Consider the following 17,433-nt stretch of genomic DNA (forward strand, 5'->3'; position numbering starts at 1 on the left):
TCCATCTGCGCCGCGCCCGTGATCATGTTCTTCACATAGTCAGCGTGACCGGGGCAGTCCACGTGTGCATAGTGGCGCGCTTCCGTCTCATACTCAACGTGCGCCGTGGAAATCGTGATGCCACGCTCACGCTCCTCAGGCGCCTTGTCAATGTTGTCAAACGCCACCGCAGAGCCCGTGCCGGACTCAGACAGCACCTTCGTAATCGCAGCCGTCAGCGTCGTCTTGCCATGGTCAACGTGACCAATCGTGCCAATGTTCACGTGCGGCTTATTACGTTCAAATTTCTCTTTCGACATCGTCAGTCCTTTCTATCGGCCCTGCATTGTGAGGGTTCCATAGCTTGGTCTTGTTTGTGTTCGGCTGTTACCCAGCCAGTTTTTCCTTGATTTCGCCTGCCACATTTGCCGGCACTTCGGCATAGTGGTCGAAATGCATGGTGAATTGCGCCCGGCCCTGGGTGAAAGACCGAAGCTCGTTCACATAGCCAAACATGTTGGCCAGCGGCACCATGGCCGCAATGACGGTGGCCGGACCCCGCGATTCACTGCCCTGAATCTGGCCGCGACGGCTGTTCAGGTCACCGATCACGTCGCCCATATACTCTTCCGGGGTCACCACTTCCACCTTCATCATCGGTTCCAGAAGGCTGATACCGGCTTTTTGAGCGGCATCCTTGGTGGCCCCGCGCCCGGCGATCTCGAACGCCATGACGCTGGAGTCCACATCGTGATACGCGCCATCAATCAGACGCACACGGAAGTCAATGATCGGGAAACCGATCAAGGCGCCCGCTTCTGCAACATCCCGGATGCCCTTTTCAACGCCCGGAATGTATTCCTTGGGAATGTTGCCGCCTTTGATTTCGTCAACAAAGTCGAAACCGGCGCCCCGCTCGGCGGGAGAGACAACCATCTTCACCCGCGCGAACTGACCGGAACCGCCGGTCTGTTTCTTGTGGGTGAAGTCCACTTCCACTTCCTTGGAGAAGCACTCACGGTAGGCCACCTGCGGCGCGCCCACATTGCACTCCACCTTGAATTCCCGCTTCATGCGATCCACGAGAATGTTCAGGTGCAGCTCGCCCATGCCCGCGATCACGGTCTGGCCGGATTCCTCGTCCGTGGCAACGCGGAAGCTCGGATCTTCCTGCGCCAGGCGATTGAGCGCCACACCCATTTTCTCCTGATCGGCCTTGGATTTCGGCTCCACGGCCACTTCGATCACCGGATCGGGGAATTCCATGCGCTCCAGGATCACCTGATCCTTGTTGTCGCAAAGCGTATCGCCGGTGGTGGTCTGCTTGAGGCCCGCCAGCGCAACGATGTCGCCGGTCATGGCGTCCTTCAGATCCTCGCGGCTGTTGGCGTGCATGGCCAACATGCGACCGATCTTTTCCTTCTTCCCCTTCACCGAGTTGGTGATCTGGGTGCCGGTTTCCAGCTTGCCGGAATAAACGCGGCAGAAGGTGAGCGTGCCCACGAAGGGGTCCGTCATCACCTTGAACGCCAAAGCGGAGAACGGCTCGTCGTCGGATGCCTTGCGATGCATGGGCTCCTGCGTGACCGGATCTTCACCTTCCGTGGGCGGAATGTCGACCGGTGCGGGCATGTAATCCACGACCGCGTCCAGCAGCGGCTGCACGCCCTTGTTCTTGAAGGCGGTGCCGCACAGCACGGGGACGAATTCGTTGTTCACGGTACCCTTGCGGATGGCGGCTTTCAGCTCGTCATTGCTGATTTCTTCGCCTTCCAGATATTTCTCCATCAGGGCCTCGTCCGCTTCCACAGCGGTTTCGATCATGTCCTGACGGGCTTCTTCCGCGGCATCCTGCATGTCTTCCGGGATCGGCACATATTCAAAGGATGCGCCCAGGTCTTCACCCTTCCAGATGATCGCTTCATTGCGGATCAGGTCGATCACACCAGCAAAGTCGGCTTCCTTGCCGATGGGGAGCTGGATGATGCACGGCTTGGCGCCCAGACGCTTGCGGATCATGTCCACGGCGTTGTCGAAGTCCGCGCCCATGCGGTCCATCTTGTTGATGAAGCACATGCGCGGCACTTCGTATTTGTCAGCCTGGCGCCACACGGTTTCGGACTGCGGCTCCACCCCGCTTACGGCGTCGAACACGGCCACCGCACCGTCGAGCACGCGCAGGGAGCGCTCCACCTCAATGGTGAAATCCACGTGGCCGGGCGTGTCGATGATGTTAACGCGGTGATCGTTCCAGAAACAGGTGGTGGCGGCGGACGTGATGGTGATCCCGCGCTCCTGCTCCTGCTCCATCCAGTCCATGGTGGCGGCGCCATCATGAACTTCACCGATCTTGTGGCTACGACCGGTGTAATAGAGAATCCGCTCGGTCGTGGTGGTCTTGCCGGCATCGATATGGGCCATGATGCCGATGTTGCGATACCGCTCAAGGGGCGTAATGCGAGGCATGCCTTAAGTCCTTCGGATAGCTTGGATTACCAGCGATAGTGGGAGAAGGCCTTGTTGGCCTCTGCCATACGGTGGGTGTCTTCACGTTTCTTGACCGACGCCCCGCGATTGGCGGCGGCATCCTGAAGTTCACCGGCGAGCCGGTCCACCATGGTGGTTTCGTTACGCTTGCGCGCGGCCCCGATCAGCCAGCGAATGGCCAGCGCCTGGGCGCGCTCGGTGCGCACTTCAACGGGCACCTGATAGGTGGCCCCACCCACACGACGGGAGCGCACCTCAACAGCCGGCTTCACATTGTCCAGCGCGTCGTGGAAGACCTGAAGCGGGTCCTGCTTGGCGCGGTCCTGCACACGGTCGAACGCGCCGTAAACGATCCGTTCGGCGGTGGATTTCTTGCCGTCCAGCATCAGGCTGTTCATGAACTTGGTCAGCACCACATCCCCGAACTTGGGGTCCGGCAGCACTTCCCGCTTTTCTGCACTATGGCGACGAGACATGACGTATTCCTTCTCTCAGCCTTACTTCGGACGCTTGGCGCCGTATTTGGACCGGCCCTGACGACGGTCGGACACGCCCTGGGTGTCCAGCACGCCACGGAGCACGTGATAGCGTACGCCGGGAAGGTCTTTCACCCGGCCACCGCGGATCAGAACAACGGAGTGTTCCTGAAGGTTATGCCCTTCACCGGGAATGTAGCTGGTGACCTCGTGCCCGTTGGACAGGCGCACACGCGCCACTTTCCTGAGGGCCGAGTTCGGTTTCTTCGGCGTTGTCGTGTAAACACGGGTGCAAACACCCCGCTTTTGCGGGCATGCTTCCAGCGCGGGCACTTTGTTATGGGCCGCGGGTTTTTGGCGCGGCTTTCGTACCAACTGGTTAATGGTAGGCATTCATCTGATCCTTGCCGTTTTTCTCTTCCACCATTCGTCGGACGGCACCCGGTTTCATGCAGCAAAACCGCCTGCGCCAGAACCCTGAGGGCCCCGGCGAGGGCATCCGTCACAAACGTCGATTTTCGATCCTGGCCGGTTCGGCGCAGCGTCTAGCTTGAACCCGCTACCACCAGCGCCCCGGCGAGCGCGAACTATATGTATGGCCCTACCCCGCGTCAAGCCAAAAGCCAAGAGCGACAGAAAACCAAAGCCACGATGTTTCCATACGCAAGATTCAGGGGGGAAACGGCTGCTTTCCCCCCGCCCGGACCATCCGACAGGGCCGAGACTCGGCGCCACCATGAACAGAGGAGCGCGCGCCGGGCCGGCTCAGTCCCGCAGGGCGAGTGCGCCCAGAACCTGCGCCGCCTTTTTCAGGCTGGCCGCGGGTGTCACCGTCCATGAGTCCTCCGCCGCGCTATCCGGCATGGCGGTGAACAGGGCATCGAAATCCAGATGAGGAAACCAGTGCGCGTGCAGCCAACGCGCCTCCGCCTCGTAACGCGCCTGAATCCGGCGGCGCAGGGCCCGGCCCAGCGGATCGCGCGCACCCGGCGCCGCGCGGCCCAGCCCGCTCGCCTCCAGTTGCTGGAACAGGCGATTATCGTGCAGGCCATCAAACAGATCGGGCAGGCGCGCCAGGCCGCACAGCAATTCATAATCAAAGCTCACATTGACCCGTCCCGGATGGGTCATGCTTTCCAGATCGGTCAGGCCGAGCACGCTGGCGTAATCCTGTATCAGGTCCCCGCCTTCAAGGGCCGAGCGATGCAGCGGGCGTACCAGAACTTCGTCCACATTGGGCAGGGCCTGCCAGCGCTCTATGGCGCGGCGATAGCCCAACCCGTCCCCGGTTTTCAGCCGCAGCGCCACATAAGCGGGCAGTTGCTGCCCTTGCTTGAGGCCCCATTGCTTCCAGGCGCTGATCAGAAAATCATCCCGGCGACGCACATAAAACACCACGCGCAGACGCACCGACTCCGGCAAATCCCGAAAAGGCCGTTCCCGCCCGGCATTGGACAGGTTTTCCGCCGACACCAACAGGTGATGATCGGCGGGTGCCGCCGCCACGGCGCGGGTCAGCGCGGCGCCGGTATCTCCCGCCTCGTAAAGCGCGTGAAAGGCACTGACAGGCACGTCCGCCACATCGCCCGCGCAAAATCGCAGCGCGGAATTCAGAACAGCAAAGCCCCGCCCGCCCAGGGCGGCGCCATTATCCTGAAGAAACTGTTGAATGGCGGAACTGCCCACCTTGGCATGGCCGATATGAACGGTGATCCGGCGGGTCTCGGCTGGCGGGGTCATCAGGGCACTTCCCCCTTGGGCAGAAGGACTGAAAAGAAACGGGGCCCGGCCCTTCCTCAAGGCCGGGCCCCGCTCAGTGGATCAAGAGGCCAACGGTCAGGCGCCGTCACCCCCGGTTGCGGCGGCGAACTGCGCTTCCGCCGCGGCCATGGGATCTTCCTTGTCCGCCTGGGCCGCCTGGGCAATGGCATCCCGCCTTTGCGCTTCCGACCGCAAACGGTTCATCAGGGCACCCGTGCCCGCCGGGATCAGCGACCCGACAATCACGTTTTCCTTCAGACCGTGGAGCTTGTCTTCCTTGCCCGCCACGGCGGCTTCCGTCAGCACACGCGTGGTTTCCTGGAAGGATGCGGCGGAAATGAAGCTGCGGGTTTGCAGCGATGCCTTGGTGATGCCCAGCAGGACCGGCTTGCCCACGGCGGGCTGACGGCCTTCCTTGGCCAGCTTGGCGTTCACTTCCTTGAACTCCTCGGCGTCCACCTGCTCGCCCGGCAGCAGGGTGCTTTCGCCAGACGCCGTGATCTCCACCTTTTGCAGCATCTGGCGGACCACCACCTCAATGTGCTTATCGTTGATCTTCACGCCCTGCAGGCGGTACACGTCCTGGATTTCCTGCACCAGATAGGCGGCGAGCGCTTCCACGCCCATGACCTGAAGAATGTCGTGCGGCGCCGGGTTGCCATCGATGATGTATTCCCCGCGGCGGATGAAATCCCCTTCGTGCACGGCAATATGCTTGCCCTTGGGCACCAGATATTCCACCGGCTCGCCCTCTTCCGGGCGCACCACGATGCGCTGCTTGTTCTTGTAGTCCCGGCCAAATTCCACGACCCCGTCCACATCGCAGATCACCGCGTGATCCTTCGGACGGCGCGCCTCGAACAGTTCGGCCACACGCGGCAGACCGCCGGTGATGTCCCGTGTCTTGGCGGATTCGCGGGGGATACGGGCGATCACATCCCCTGCTTCCACCCGGTCACCGTCTTCCACCGACAAAATGGCATCCACGGACAGGAAGTAACGGGCCTCGGTTCCGTTGGCCAGTTCCACCACCTCGTCATTGTCGTCCCGCAGGGTGATGCGCGGGCGCAGTTCCGATGCCTTGGGGGCCGAGCGCCAGTCCGTCACCACCTTGCTGGTGATGCCGGTGCTCTCGTCCACCTCTTCCTTGACGGACAGGCCTTCCACCAGGTCCACCAGCCGCACGCGGCCGGATTTTTCCGTCAGGATCGGAATGGTATAGGCGTCCCACTCGGCCAGCTTTTCGCCCTTCACCACCTGGTCGCCACTGTCCTTGAAGATGTGGCTGCCATAAGGCAGGCGGTGAATGGCCTTTTCCCGGCCATCCTTGTCCGTGATCACCATTTCCATGTTCCGGCTCATCACGATCTTGCGGCCCTTGCCGTCTTCCACGATGTTCCGGTTGGTAATGGTCACCTTGCCATCGGCGGAGGATTCGATGGTGCTTTCCGCATTCACCGTCGCCGCGCCGCCAATGTGGAAGGTGCGCATGGTAAGCTGGGTGCCGGGCTCGCCGATACTCTGGGCGGCAATCACGCCCACGGCCTCGCCCATGTTCACCGGCGTGCCACGGGCCAGATCCCGGCCATAGCAGGCCGCGCAGACGCCGCCTTCGGTCTGGCAGGTGAGAACGGAGCGGATCTTCACCGCCGATACACCGCCGGTCTCGATGGCATCGGCCTGGCTTTCGTCCAGCAGGGTTCCGGCGGCCATCAGCACGTCCCCGCTGTGCGGGTCCAGCACGTCTTCCGCCAGCGTCCGGCCCAGAATACGCTCGGCCAGCGGCACCAGCACATCGCCGCCGTCGGACAGTTCCTCCACCGTGATGCCGTCATGGGTGCCGCAGTCCGCTTCCAGCACCACGCAGTCCTGGCTTACATCCACCAGACGGCGGGTGAGATAACCGGAGTTCGCGGTCTTGAGGGCGGTATCCGCCAGCCCCTTCCGTGCCCCGTGCGAGGAGTTGAAGTATTCGAGAACCGACAGCCCCTCCTTGAAGTTGGAGATGATCGGCGTCTCGATGATCTCACCGGACGGCTTGGCCATCAGGCCCCGCATCCCGGCCAACTGCTTCATCTGCGCCGCGGACCCGCGGGCGCCGGAATGCGCCATCATGAAAATGGAGTTCAGGTCGCTTTCGCGGCCACTTTCGTCCACGTCCACGCGCTCCATTTCCTTCATCATGGAATCGGCCACGCGATCCGTACACTGGGCCCAGGCATCCACCACCTTGTTGTACTTCTCGCCCTGGGTGATCAGGCCATCCTGATACTGTTCCTCATATTCCTTCACCAGATCGCGGGTCTCGCCCACCAGCTTTTCCTTGGCCGCCGGGATGATCATGTCATCCTTGCCGATGGAAATGCCGGCGCTGCACGCGCGGGCGAAGCCTTCCGCCATCACGCCATCGGCGAAGATCACCGAGGTCTTCTGACCGCAGTGGCGATACACCACGTCGATCACTTCGGAGATTTCCTTCTTGGTGAGCTGACGGTTGATCAGGCTGAAGGGCACATAGGGGTGCTTCGGCAGATGCCGCGCCAGCAACATGCGACCGGCGGTGGTTTCCACCCGCCGGACCACGTCATTGCCATCCGCATCCACGGTGGGAAGGCGGGCGATGATCTTGGAATGAAGGCTGATCGCGCCATTATCCAGCGCGAACTGGATCTCGTCCAGATTGGCAAAGGCCTTGCCCTCGCCCACATCGCCCTGGCGCATGGTGGTCATGTAATAGAGACCCAGCACGATATCCTGGCTGGGCACGATGATCGGCTTGCCATTGGCCGGGCTGAGAATGTTGTTGGTGGACATCATCAGCACCCGCGCCTCTAGCTGCGCCTCGATGGACAGCGGCACGTGCACGGCCATCTGGTCGCCATCAAAGTCGGCGTTGAAGGCCGCACAGACCAGCGGGTGCAACTGGATCGCCTTGCCTTCGATCAGTACCGGCTCGAACGCCTGAATACCCAGGCGGTGCAGAGTCGGCGCGCGGTTCAGCATCACCGGATGTTCGCGGATCACCTCGTCCAGAATGTCCCAGACTTCACGGCGTTCCTTCTCCACCAGTTTCTTGGCCGCCTTGATGGTGGTGGCGATGCCCTTCTTGTCCAACCGCGAATAGATGAACGGCTTGAACAGCTCCAGCGCCATCTTCTTGGGCAGGCCGCACTGGTGCAGCTTCAGTTCCGGGCCGACCACGATCACGGAACGGCCGGAATAGTCCACCCGCTTGCCGAGCAGGTTCTGACGGAACCGGCCCTGCTTGCCCTTGAGCATGTCCGACAGGGATTTCAGCGGGCGCTTGTTGGCACCGGTGATGGTGCGGCCACGGCGGCCATTGTCGAACAGCGCATCCACGGATTCCTGCAACATGCGCTTTTCGTTACGGATGATGATGTCCGGCGCGCGCAGTTCGATAAGCCGCTTCAGGCGGTTGTTCCGGTTGATCACCCGGCGATACAGGTCGTTCAGGTCGGACGTGGCGAACCGGCCACCATCCAGCGGCACCAGCGGGCGTAGCTCTGGCGGGATCACTGGCACCACCGACATGATCATCCATTCGGGGCGGTTGTTGGATTCCAGGAAGGCTTCCACCACCTTGAGCCGCTTGACAATCTTCTTCGGCTTCAGCTCGGACTTGGTCTCGGCCAGTTCCTTCAGCAGCTTTTCACGCTCGTCTTCAAGGTCGATCTGCTGCAACAGCTTCTGCACCGCCTCGGCACCGATGCCGGCGGTGAAGCTGTCCTCGCCATATTCGTCCTGGGCGTCGAAATACTCGTCCTCGCTCAGCATCTGGAACTGCTTGAGCGGCGTCAGCCCCGGCTCGATCACGATATAATTCTCGAAATACAGAACCCGTTCCAGATCCTTCAGCGTCATGTCCAGCAGCAGGCCGATCCGGCTCGGCAGCGACTTCAGGAACCAGATATGCGCCACCGGCGCGGCCAGGTCGATATGACCCATCCGGTCCCGGCGCACCTTGGCCATGGTCACCTCAACGCCGCACTTCTCGCAGATCACGCCGCGATACTTCATGCGCTTGTACTTGCCGCACAGGCACTCATAGTCCTTCACGGGGCCGAAAATGCGGGCGCAGAAAAGGCCGTCCTTCTCCGGCTTGAAGGTGCGGTAATTGATGGTCTCCGGCTTCTTGATCTCACCGAAGGACCAGGAGCGGATGCGCTCCGGCGACGCCAGGGAGATCTTGATCTTGTCAAAGGTCTCCGGGGCTTGGGACGGATTATAGGGTTTGGCGAGTTCCTGGTTCATGTCCGGCGTCTCTCTTGGCTGCGGCACCTGCCCTGCCCCGCTTTTTGCTGCGGAAGGCTTTACGGGGGCGTGCGCCTGTCAAACGGGTTCCACCCTGTCACGGGCGGCACCCGGCCCCGCATCGGGGGCCGGGCCTGTGGCCTTGGCGGATTCAGTCCTCGTTCGGCATCAACTCCACATTCAGACCGAGCGAGCGCATCTCCTTCACCAGCACGTTGAAGGATTCCGGGATGCCCGCCTCGAAGCTGTCATCACCCTTGACGATGGCCTCATAGGTCTTGGTCCGGCCCTGTACGTCATCCGACTTGACGGTCAGCATCTCCTGCAGGGTATAGGCTGCACCATATGCCTGCAATGCCCAGACTTCCATCTCGCCGAAGCGCTGGCCGCCGAACTGCGCCTTGCCGCCCAGCGGCTGCTGGGTCACCAGGCTGTACGGGCCGATGGAGCGGGCGTGGATCTTGTCGTCCACCAGGTGGTGCAGCTTGAGCATATAGATATAGCCCACTGTCACCTTGCGGTCGAACTTTTCGCCCGTGCGGCCATCATACAGGTCCACTTGCCCGGACCCCTCAAGGCCCGCTTCCTCAAGCATGGCCTCTACGTCATCCTCCTTGGCGCCGTCAAAGACGGGGGTGCCCATGGGGACGCCGCTGGTGAGGTTCTCGGCCAGTTCCAGCAACTGTTCGTCGTTCAGCTCGTCCACTTCGCGCTTGTACTGGTCTTCGCCGTAAATCCGCTTGAGCTTGTCCCGGATGTCATCCAGCACACCAGACCGGTGGCGATAGGTCTCCAGCATCTCTTCGATCTGGCGGCCGAGACCGCGGCTGGCCCAGCCCAGGTGGGTTTCCAGAATCTGGCCCACATTCATCCGCGAAGGCACGCCAAGCGGGTTCAGCACCACGTCCACGGGGGTGCCATCCTCAAGGTGCGGCATGTCCTCCACCGGCAGAATGCGGGAGATCACACCCTTGTTGCCGTGGCGACCGGCCATCTTGTCACCGGGTTGCAGCTTGCGCTTCACGGCCACGAACACCTTGACCATCTTCATCACGCCCGGCGGCAGCTCGTCACCCCGTTGCAGCTTCTCGATCTTCTCGTCGAAACGGCGCTGGAGCGACGCCTTGCTTTCCTCGAACTGCTTGCGCAGGGCCTCGATGTCGGCCATGGCGGCATCATCGTCCACCGCCAGGTCCCACCACTGGATACGCTTCATGTCAGCCAGCAGCTCTTCGGTAAGCTCGGTACCCTTCTTGGTGCTGCGATTACCCGCCGTGACGGTGCGCCCCACCAGAAGCGGCTTAAGACGGCTGTAGATGTTGCGCTCCAGAATGGCACGCTCGTCTTCACGGTCCTTGGTCAGACGGTCGATCTCGTCCCGCTCGATGGTCAGCGCGCGCTCGTCCTTGTCCACGCCGTGGCGGTTGAAGACGCGCACTTCCACAACGGTGCCGGAAACACCCGGCGGCAGGCGCAACGAACTGTCCCGAACGTCGGAGGCTTTTTCACCAAAGATGGCCCGAAGCAGCTTTTCTTCCGGCGTCATGGGGCTTTCGCCCTTGGGCGTGATCTTGCCCACCAGAATGTCGTCGGGGTGTACTTCGGCACCGATATAGACAATGCCCGCCTCGTCCAGATTGCGCAGGCCCTCTTCCCCCACATTGGGAATATCGCGGGTGATCTCTTCCGGGCCCAGCTTGGTATCGCGGGCCATCACCTCGAATTCCTCGATATGGATGGAAGTGAACACATCCTCCTTCACGATCCGTTCCGAGATCAGGATGCTGTCCTCGAAGTTGTAACCGTTCCAGGGCATGAAGGCCACCAGCGCATTGCGCCCCAGCGCCAGTTCACCCAGATCGGTGCTCGGCCCGTCGCAGATGATATCCCCGCGCCGCACCTCGTCGCCCACATTTACCAGCGGGCGCTGGTTGATGCAGGTGTTCTGGTTGGAACGCTGGAATTTGCGCAGGGTATAGATATCCACGCCCGAACGGCCCGGGTCCACATCCTCGGTGGCGCGGATCACGATACGCTCCGCATCCACCTGCTCCACCACGCCGGTTCGGCGGGCGGCGATGGCGGCACCGGAATCGCTGGCCACCACCTTCTCCATATTGGTACCCACGAAAGGCGCCTCGGCCTTCACGAGCGGCACCGCCTGACGCTGCATGTTCGACCCCATCAGGGCGCGGTTGGCATCGTCATTCTCCAGGAAGGGAATGAGGGCCGCGGCCACGGACACAAGCTGCTTGGGGCTCACATCCATCAGATCAATGGTATCGCGCGGCGCCATGATATATTCGCCCGCCTGACGGCAGGTGACCAGATCGTTCTGGAAGGTGCCGTTGTCATTGAGGGGCGCATTGGCCTGGGCGACGGTGTACTTGCCCTCCTCCATGGCGGAGAGATAGATCACCTCTTCGGTGACCACGCCGTCCACCACCTTGCGATAGGGGCTTTCGATGAAGCCGTATTTGTTCACCTGGGCATAGGTGGCCAGCGAGTTGATCAGGCCGATGTTCGGGCCTTCCGGCGTTTCGATCGGACAGATCCGGCCATAGTGGGTGGGGTGCACGTCCCGCACCTCGAAGCCGGCCCGCTCCCGCGTCAGGCCGCCCGGACCAAGCGCCGACATGCGCCGCTTGTGGGTGATCTCGCCCAGCGGGTTGGTCTGATCCATGAACTGGCTGAGCTGGCTGGAGCCGAAAAACTCCCGCACCGCGGCCACCGCGGGCTTGGCGTTGATCAGGTCATGCGGCATCACGGTGTCGATATCCACCGACGACATGCGCTCCCGGATCGCGCGCTCCATGCGCAGCAGGCCGATGCGGTACTGATTTTCCATCAGTTCGCCGACCGAACGCACACGGCGGTTGCCAAGGTGGTCAATATCGTCCACCTCGCCGCGACCATCCTTCAGCTCCACCAGCGTCTTGACGGTGGCGAGGATGTCATCCTTGCGCAGCGTGCCAACGCTGTCGTCGCATTCCACGCCCAGGCGCATGTTCATCTTCACCCGGCCCACGTCGGACAGGTCATAGCGCTCAGGATCAAAGAACAGGCCGTCGAACAGGGCCTCAGCGGTTTCCCGCGTGGGCGGCTCGCCGGGGCGCATCACCTTGTAGATTTCGGCCAGGGCCTCGTCTTCGCTTTCCACCTTGTCGGCCTTGAGCGTGTTCAGCATGTAGGAGCCGATGGTGATGTCATCGATGTCCAGAACGCGGAAGCTGTCCACACCGGCGCTCGCCAGGTCGGACAACACGTCTTCCGTGATCTCGTTGCCGGCTTCCACATAGATGGCGCCGGTGGCCTCGTCGATCATGTCTTCGGCGGCGGCGCGGCCCAGCACTTTTTCCTCAGGCACGATCAGGGCTTCAACGCCGCTCTTTTCCAGGCTCTTGGCCAGGCGCGGGGTGATCTTCTTGCCCGCTTCCACGACCACTTCGCCGCTGTCCGCATCCACCAGGTCATGGCCCGGTTTCTGGCCACGCCACTTGTCGGCGCGGAACGGCACACGCCAGCCGCCCTCAACGCGGGTGAAGGTCAGCACATTGTAGAAATGTTGCAGGATTTCCTCGGCGCTCATGCCCAGGGCGTACAGCAGCGTGGTGGCGGGCAGCTTGCGCCGACGGTCGATGCGGACATTCACGATGTCCTTCACGTCGAACTCGAAATCCAGCCAGGAGCCACGATAGGGGATCACCCGCGCGGCGAACAGGAACTTGCCGCTGCTGTGGCTCTTGCCCTTGTCATGGTCGAAGAAAACGCCGGGCGAGCGGTGCATCTGGGAAACGATCACCCGCTCGGTGCCATTGATGATGAAGGTGCCGTTGTCGGTCATCAGCGGCAGGTCGCCCATATAGACATCCTGCTCCTTGATATCCAGCACCGACTTGGCGTCGGTTTCCTGATCCACCTCGAAAACGATCAGGCGCAGTGTGACCCGCAGCGGCGCGGCATAGGTCATGTCCCGCTGCTGGCATTCATCGGTGTCGTATTTCGGGTCTTCGAGCTCGTATTTCACATATTCGAGCGAAGCCGTATTGGAAAAATCCTGAATGGGGAAAACCGATTTCAGCACCCGTTCCAGCCCGGAGGCAAGGCGCTCGTCTTCATCGGCCTCCGGCCTGAAGAACTGATCATAGGAGCGGCGCTGAACCTCGATCAGGTTCGGCATCGCCGACACTTCGGAAATGTGCCCGAAATCTTTCCGAACCCGCTTACGACCGGTGAATGAAGTCGCCATGCTTCGCCCTCGTTTCTTTGCTAGGGGGGCAGGTGTGCCCCTTCGTCACTCCCCAATACCGGGGAACCCTGGCGGGGTCGGCCAGCCAAGACCGCCCACCCCGAAAAACCTGTGTCTCATCTGCCAGCCCACCCAAGGGAGGCATGACAATCCCGGCGCGCCGTCGGGCGCTGCGCGGGTCTGGTCCGCGGCATCTCTCAAGAGACGCCGAAAGGCCGGGAGCGCATACCGCTCCCGACCCTGTCGCTTCAAGGCCCTGATCGCGCTTATTTCAGCTCGATCTTGGCGCCGGCATCTTCGAGCTTTTTCTTCAGCTCTTCGGCTTCGTCCTTGGATGCGCCTTCCTTGATCGGCTTGGGCGCACCTTCGACCAGTTCCTTGGCTTCTTTCAGGCCAAGGCCCGTGATGCCGCGCACTTCCTTGATCACATTGATCTTCTTGGCACCGGCATCGGTCAGGATCACGTCGAACTCGGTCTGCTCTTCAGCAGCCGCTTCGCCGCCACCGGCAGCCGGAGCAGCAGCGGCAACCGGTGCCGCGGCGGATACGCCCCACTTCTCTTCCAGCAGCTTGGACAGTTCAGCCGCTTCCAGAACGGTCAGGCTGGACAGTTCGTCAACCAGTTTCTCAAGATCAGCCATGTCTTTTTCTCCAGTTCATTCGGTCCCAGGGGGGAGCCGTTTTCCATGTCGCGTTAATGATGAACCATCCGGTCGAAACCGGACGATTTGAAGGCCTGTCTGTCAGGCTGCGTCTTTCTCGCCATAAGCACTGAATACGCGGGCCAGTTGACCAGCCGGGGCCTGTGTGACCGCCGCCAGCTTCTGTGCCGGGGCCTGTACCAGGCCCACGATCGTGCCGCGCAGTTCATCGAGCGAGGGCAGTTCGGCCAACTGCTTGACCGCCGCATCGTCGAGCACATCCTCGCCCATGCCGCCGCCGGAAATACGAAGCTTTTCGTTTTCCTTGGCGAACTTGGCAAGAACCTTCGGTGCTGCGATGGGGTCGGCCGCATAGCCTACCGCCGTCGGACCCGTGAACAAATCGGCAAGCCCTTCATAGGGCGTGCCTTTCAGTGCAAGACGAGTCAGCCGGTTCTTGGTGACTTTCAGGCTGGCTTCCACCTCGCGCATACGATCACGCAGATCCGTCATCTCCGCCACATTAAGACCGTCATAGTGGACCACCACAACGGACCCTGCGCTCGAGAAAACGTCATGCAGAGATGCAACCAGCTCCTGCTTTTCGGCTCTGTTCACTTTCTCGTCTCCGATATTGATGACCCGTCCCGGTGCCTTGTGAGCCGCCGGAGCGAGCCGTCATTTGTCGAGCCCACCCGGCGCTCATGCACCGGGCACTCCCCTGTCCGGGGGCCAGCAGGGCGGGTTGCACCCGTCCCTGGGAACCGCGATCCCGGCCAGCTTTCACCGACCCGGGAAGAAATCCCTTAGCGCCCCGTCTCATGCAGGCGGCGGCGTCGCGTCTCGCCGCGTGTTTTAAGCCCCGGCTTCCCGGCGCCCCTGCAATCTCGGACAGTTCAAACCGGGCGGCGAACCACCCGGCGCCCCGCCCGCCATATCCGGCGAACGGAAGCCCTTGCACCAGATCAGGCCGCGCCCAATTCGCTGGTGTCGATCTTCAGGCCCGGCCCCATGGTCGAGGTCAGGCTCACCTTTTTCACATAGGTGCCCTTGGCGCCGCTGGGCTTGGCCTTGATAATGGCCGTGATGAAGGCCCTGACATTCTCGGCAATGGCCGCTTCGTCAAAGCTCAGCTTGCCCACGCCGCCATGGATCACGCCGGCCCGCTCCACGCGGAATTCCACCTGGCCCGCCTTGGCGGCCTCAATGGCGGATTTCACATCCATGGTCACGGTCCCCAGCTTGGGGTTCGGCATCAGACCCTTGGGGCCGAGCACTTTGCCCAAGCGCCCGACCACGCCCATCATGTCCGGCGTGGCGATGCAGCGGTCAAAGTCGATCTCGCCGCCCTGAATGGTCTGCATCAGATCCTCGGCGCCCACAATGTCCGCCCCGGCCTCCTTGGCTTCATCAGCCTTGGGCCCCTTGGCGAACACGGCTACGCGCACGGATTTCCCGGTACCGTGGGGCAGCGCCACCACGCCGCGCACCATCTGGTCCGCATGGCGCGGGTCCACACCCAGATTCATCGCCACTTCAACCGTTTCGTCAAACTTGACGGCGGAGCGCGCCTTCAGTTCCTTGACCGCGTCCTCTACGGACATGGCCTTTTCAAGGTCGAGACCCTCAAGGGCCTTTTGCATACGCTTCTGCACACGTGCCATGCCTTAGCCCTCCACTTGCAGGCCCATCGAGCGCGCGGAGCCCTCGATGATCTTGATGGCCTGATCGATGTCATTGGCGTTGAGATCCGCCATCTTGGCCTCGGCGATCTCGCGCAACTGGTCGCGGGTGACGGTCCCGGCAGTGGCCCGGCCCGGCTCCTTGGACCCGCTCTTCAGTTTGGCGGCCCGCTTCAGATAGAAGGTGGCCGGCGGCGTCTTGGTGACAAAGGTGAAGGACTTGTCATTATAAATGGTCAGGATAGTCGGGATCGGCATCCCGCTTTCCATCTCCTGCGTGGCGGCGTTGAACGCCTTGCAGAATTCCATGATGTTCACGCCACGCTGACCCAGCGCCGGCCCGATGGGCGGCGACGGATTGGCCTGACCTGCGGGGACCTGAAGCTTCAGATACCCCTGGATTTTCTTACGTGCCATTTCACGTTCCTCTTGCTGTCCCGTCCCGCATGGGAATCGGGGCTTTTCTGCCTTCCACCACTCACAGGGGAGCAGCGGCTTCGGAATGCGCGGTCACGGCCAATGGCGGGCCTCCCGCGCGGGTATCAGGCCCGAAGGCCCGAGCCCTTGTGCCTCAGGTGGCTTTTTCCACCTGGGCGTATTCCAGTTCCACCGGGGTCGCCCGGCCAAAAATCGATACCGACACCTTCAGGCGGGCGCGGTCTTCGTCCACGTCTTCCACCGTGCCGTTGAACGAAGTGAAGGGCCCGTCCACCACGCGCACTTCCTCGCCGATCTCGTACACCACATTGGGCCGGGGGCGCTCCACGCCTTCCTCGACCTGGTTGAGAATCCGCTTGGCCTCCGCCTCCGTGATCGGGGACGGGCGCCCCTGGGAGCCCAGAAAGCCGGTCACCTTGGAGTTGGAGTTCACCACATGATAGGTGTCGTCGGTGAGCACCATTTTCACCAGCACATAGCCGGGGAAGAACTTGCGCTCGGACGTGACCTTCTTGCCCTTGCGCACCTCCACCACCTCTTCGGTGGGAACGATCACTTCCTCGATCAGGGCTTCCAGACCATTAAGGGCGGCCTGCTCCTTGATCTGGGCGGCCACCTTCTTCTCGAATCCCGAATAGGCGTGGATGATATACCAGCGCGCTTTCTTCACATCAGCCCCCTAAACCAAGCAGCCACTGAACACCCGCATTCAGCAGAAAATCCACCCCAAGGAAGAATACCGCCATGATCGAAACCATGATGAACACCATCACCGAGGTGACGGAGGTCTCTCGCGGCGTGGGCCAGGTGACCTTGGACCCTTCCTGGCGGACCTGACGAACAAACTCGCCGGGCGTGGTTTTCGCCATTGCGTCTTTCCTTCAACTGCATGTCGCGACCGGCACCACCCACCCGCTTCCGCAAGGCCGAAACCTTCGGAACTGCGGGGCGATACCGATCGCCCGATTCGTTTGTCCGCCACTTGCGGGCTCCGCTCCACCGCATCCGGCGATCAGAGCCCAGGGCAAGTCGGCGATGTGCGGCAGGCTGGCAGGGGTGGAGGGACTCGAACCCCCGGCACCCGGTTTTGGAGACCGGTGCTCTACCAACTGAGCTACACCCCTAGTCGCGCTACCTTGCCAATACCCAGGGCCCAAAAGGCATCTGGACACTGGTTTATTCCGGGGGTGGGGTGTACCGCTCACCGCCAAGGCTTGCAAGTGTTTTTTCACCACCACCGGGCGGAGTTGCCCCCGCAATGAAAAGCGGCGGCCCGCCCTGTCGGCGAGCCGCCCCCTTTGTGTCTGCCCCTAGTCGAGGATCTTGCTAACCACGCCGGCGCCGACGGTGCGGCCACCTTCGCGGATGGCGAAGCGCAGGCCGTCTTCCATGGCGATCGGGGCGATCAGTTCCACGGTCAGGTTCACATTGTCGCCGGGCATCACCAT

14 protein-coding genes and 1 tRNA gene are annotated in these 17,433 nt (G+C 62.0%); all 15 read right to left on the reverse strand.

What is annotated here, in order from left to right; translation table 11 throughout:
* The coding region (locus tag WGH93_RS12525) for a GTP-binding protein (RefSeq protein ID WP_374765233.1) at nucleotides 1-299 on the reverse strand (299 nt) is incomplete at its 3' end.
* Between the two features lie 67 nt (nucleotides 300-366).
* The gene (gene fusA, locus WGH93_RS12530; protein ID WP_374765234.1) at nucleotides 367-2,445 is read right to left on the reverse strand and encodes an elongation factor G; all 2,079 of its coding nucleotides are present in this window, start codon (nucleotides 2,443-2,445) and stop codon (nucleotides 367-369) included.
* A 26-nt stretch (nucleotides 2,446-2,471) separates the two neighbouring features.
* On the reverse strand, nucleotides 2,472-2,942 hold the full coding sequence (gene rpsG, locus WGH93_RS12535) for a 30S ribosomal protein S7 (protein WP_374765235.1): 471 nt from the start codon (nucleotides 2,940-2,942) through the stop codon (nucleotides 2,472-2,474).
* 21 nt (nucleotides 2,943-2,963) lie between these two features.
* The gene (gene rpsL, locus WGH93_RS12540; protein WP_374765236.1) at nucleotides 2,964-3,335 is read right to left on the reverse strand and encodes a 30S ribosomal protein S12; all 372 of its coding nucleotides are present in this window, start codon (nucleotides 3,333-3,335) and stop codon (nucleotides 2,964-2,966) included.
* Nucleotides 3,336-3,707: 372 nt separating this feature from the next.
* A complete protein-coding gene (locus WGH93_RS12545; RefSeq protein WP_374765237.1) occupies nucleotides 3,708-4,682 on the reverse strand; it encodes a hypothetical protein in 975 nt (324 codons plus the stop codon).
* Between the two features lie 96 nt (nucleotides 4,683-4,778).
* Entirely contained in the window at nucleotides 4,779-8,975 is a 4,197-nt protein-coding gene (gene rpoC / locus WGH93_RS12550; RefSeq protein ID WP_374765238.1) for a DNA-directed RNA polymerase subunit beta', read from the reverse strand.
* 151 nt (nucleotides 8,976-9,126) lie between these two features.
* The gene (gene rpoB, locus WGH93_RS12555; RefSeq protein ID WP_374765239.1) at nucleotides 9,127-13,224 is read right to left on the reverse strand and encodes a DNA-directed RNA polymerase subunit beta; all 4,098 of its coding nucleotides are present in this window, start codon (nucleotides 13,222-13,224) and stop codon (nucleotides 9,127-9,129) included.
* Between the two features lie 266 nt (nucleotides 13,225-13,490).
* Nucleotides 13,491-13,865 (reverse strand): 50S ribosomal protein L7/L12, encoded by a 375-nt coding sequence (gene rplL, locus WGH93_RS12560; protein ID WP_374765240.1) that lies wholly within the window; start codon nucleotides 13,863-13,865, stop codon nucleotides 13,491-13,493.
* 102 nt (nucleotides 13,866-13,967) lie between these two features.
* Nucleotides 13,968-14,483 carry a 50S ribosomal protein L10 gene (gene rplJ, locus WGH93_RS12565; RefSeq protein ID WP_374765241.1) on the reverse strand — a complete coding sequence of 172 codons (516 nt, stop codon included), beginning with the start codon at nucleotides 14,481-14,483 and terminating at the stop codon, nucleotides 13,968-13,970.
* Between the two features lie 347 nt (nucleotides 14,484-14,830).
* Complete coding sequence (gene rplA / locus WGH93_RS12570; protein WP_374765242.1) at nucleotides 14,831-15,529, reverse strand: 50S ribosomal protein L1; 699 nt, start codon at nucleotides 15,527-15,529, stop codon at nucleotides 14,831-14,833.
* 3 nt (nucleotides 15,530-15,532) lie between these two features.
* Nucleotides 15,533-15,964: a 50S ribosomal protein L11 gene (rplK, locus tag WGH93_RS12575; RefSeq protein ID WP_374765243.1), complete on the reverse strand. Its 432-nt coding sequence runs from the start codon at nucleotides 15,962-15,964 to the stop codon at nucleotides 15,533-15,535.
* A gap of 154 nt (nucleotides 15,965-16,118) precedes the next feature.
* A complete protein-coding gene (gene nusG, locus WGH93_RS12580; protein ID WP_374765244.1) occupies nucleotides 16,119-16,655 on the reverse strand; it encodes a transcription termination/antitermination protein NusG in 537 nt (178 codons plus the stop codon).
* Between the two features lies 1 nt (nucleotide 16,656).
* Complete coding sequence (gene secE / locus WGH93_RS12585; RefSeq protein WP_374765245.1) at nucleotides 16,657-16,854, reverse strand: preprotein translocase subunit SecE; 198 nt, start codon at nucleotides 16,852-16,854, stop codon at nucleotides 16,657-16,659.
* 179 nt (nucleotides 16,855-17,033) lie between these two features.
* Nucleotides 17,034-17,109: transfer RNA gene (locus WGH93_RS12590), tRNA-Trp, on the reverse strand.
* Between the two features lie 186 nt (nucleotides 17,110-17,295).
* Nucleotides 17,296-17,433 (reverse strand): EF-Tu C-terminal domain-related protein (locus WGH93_RS12595; protein ID WP_445530153.1); only part of this gene is annotated, 138 nt, incomplete at its 5' end.

The sequence above is a fragment of the Yunchengibacter salinarum genome (genome assembly GCF_037658235.1).
Classification (GTDB): domain Bacteria; phylum Pseudomonadota; class Alphaproteobacteria; order Sphingomonadales; family Kordiimonadaceae; genus Yunchengibacter; species Yunchengibacter salinarum.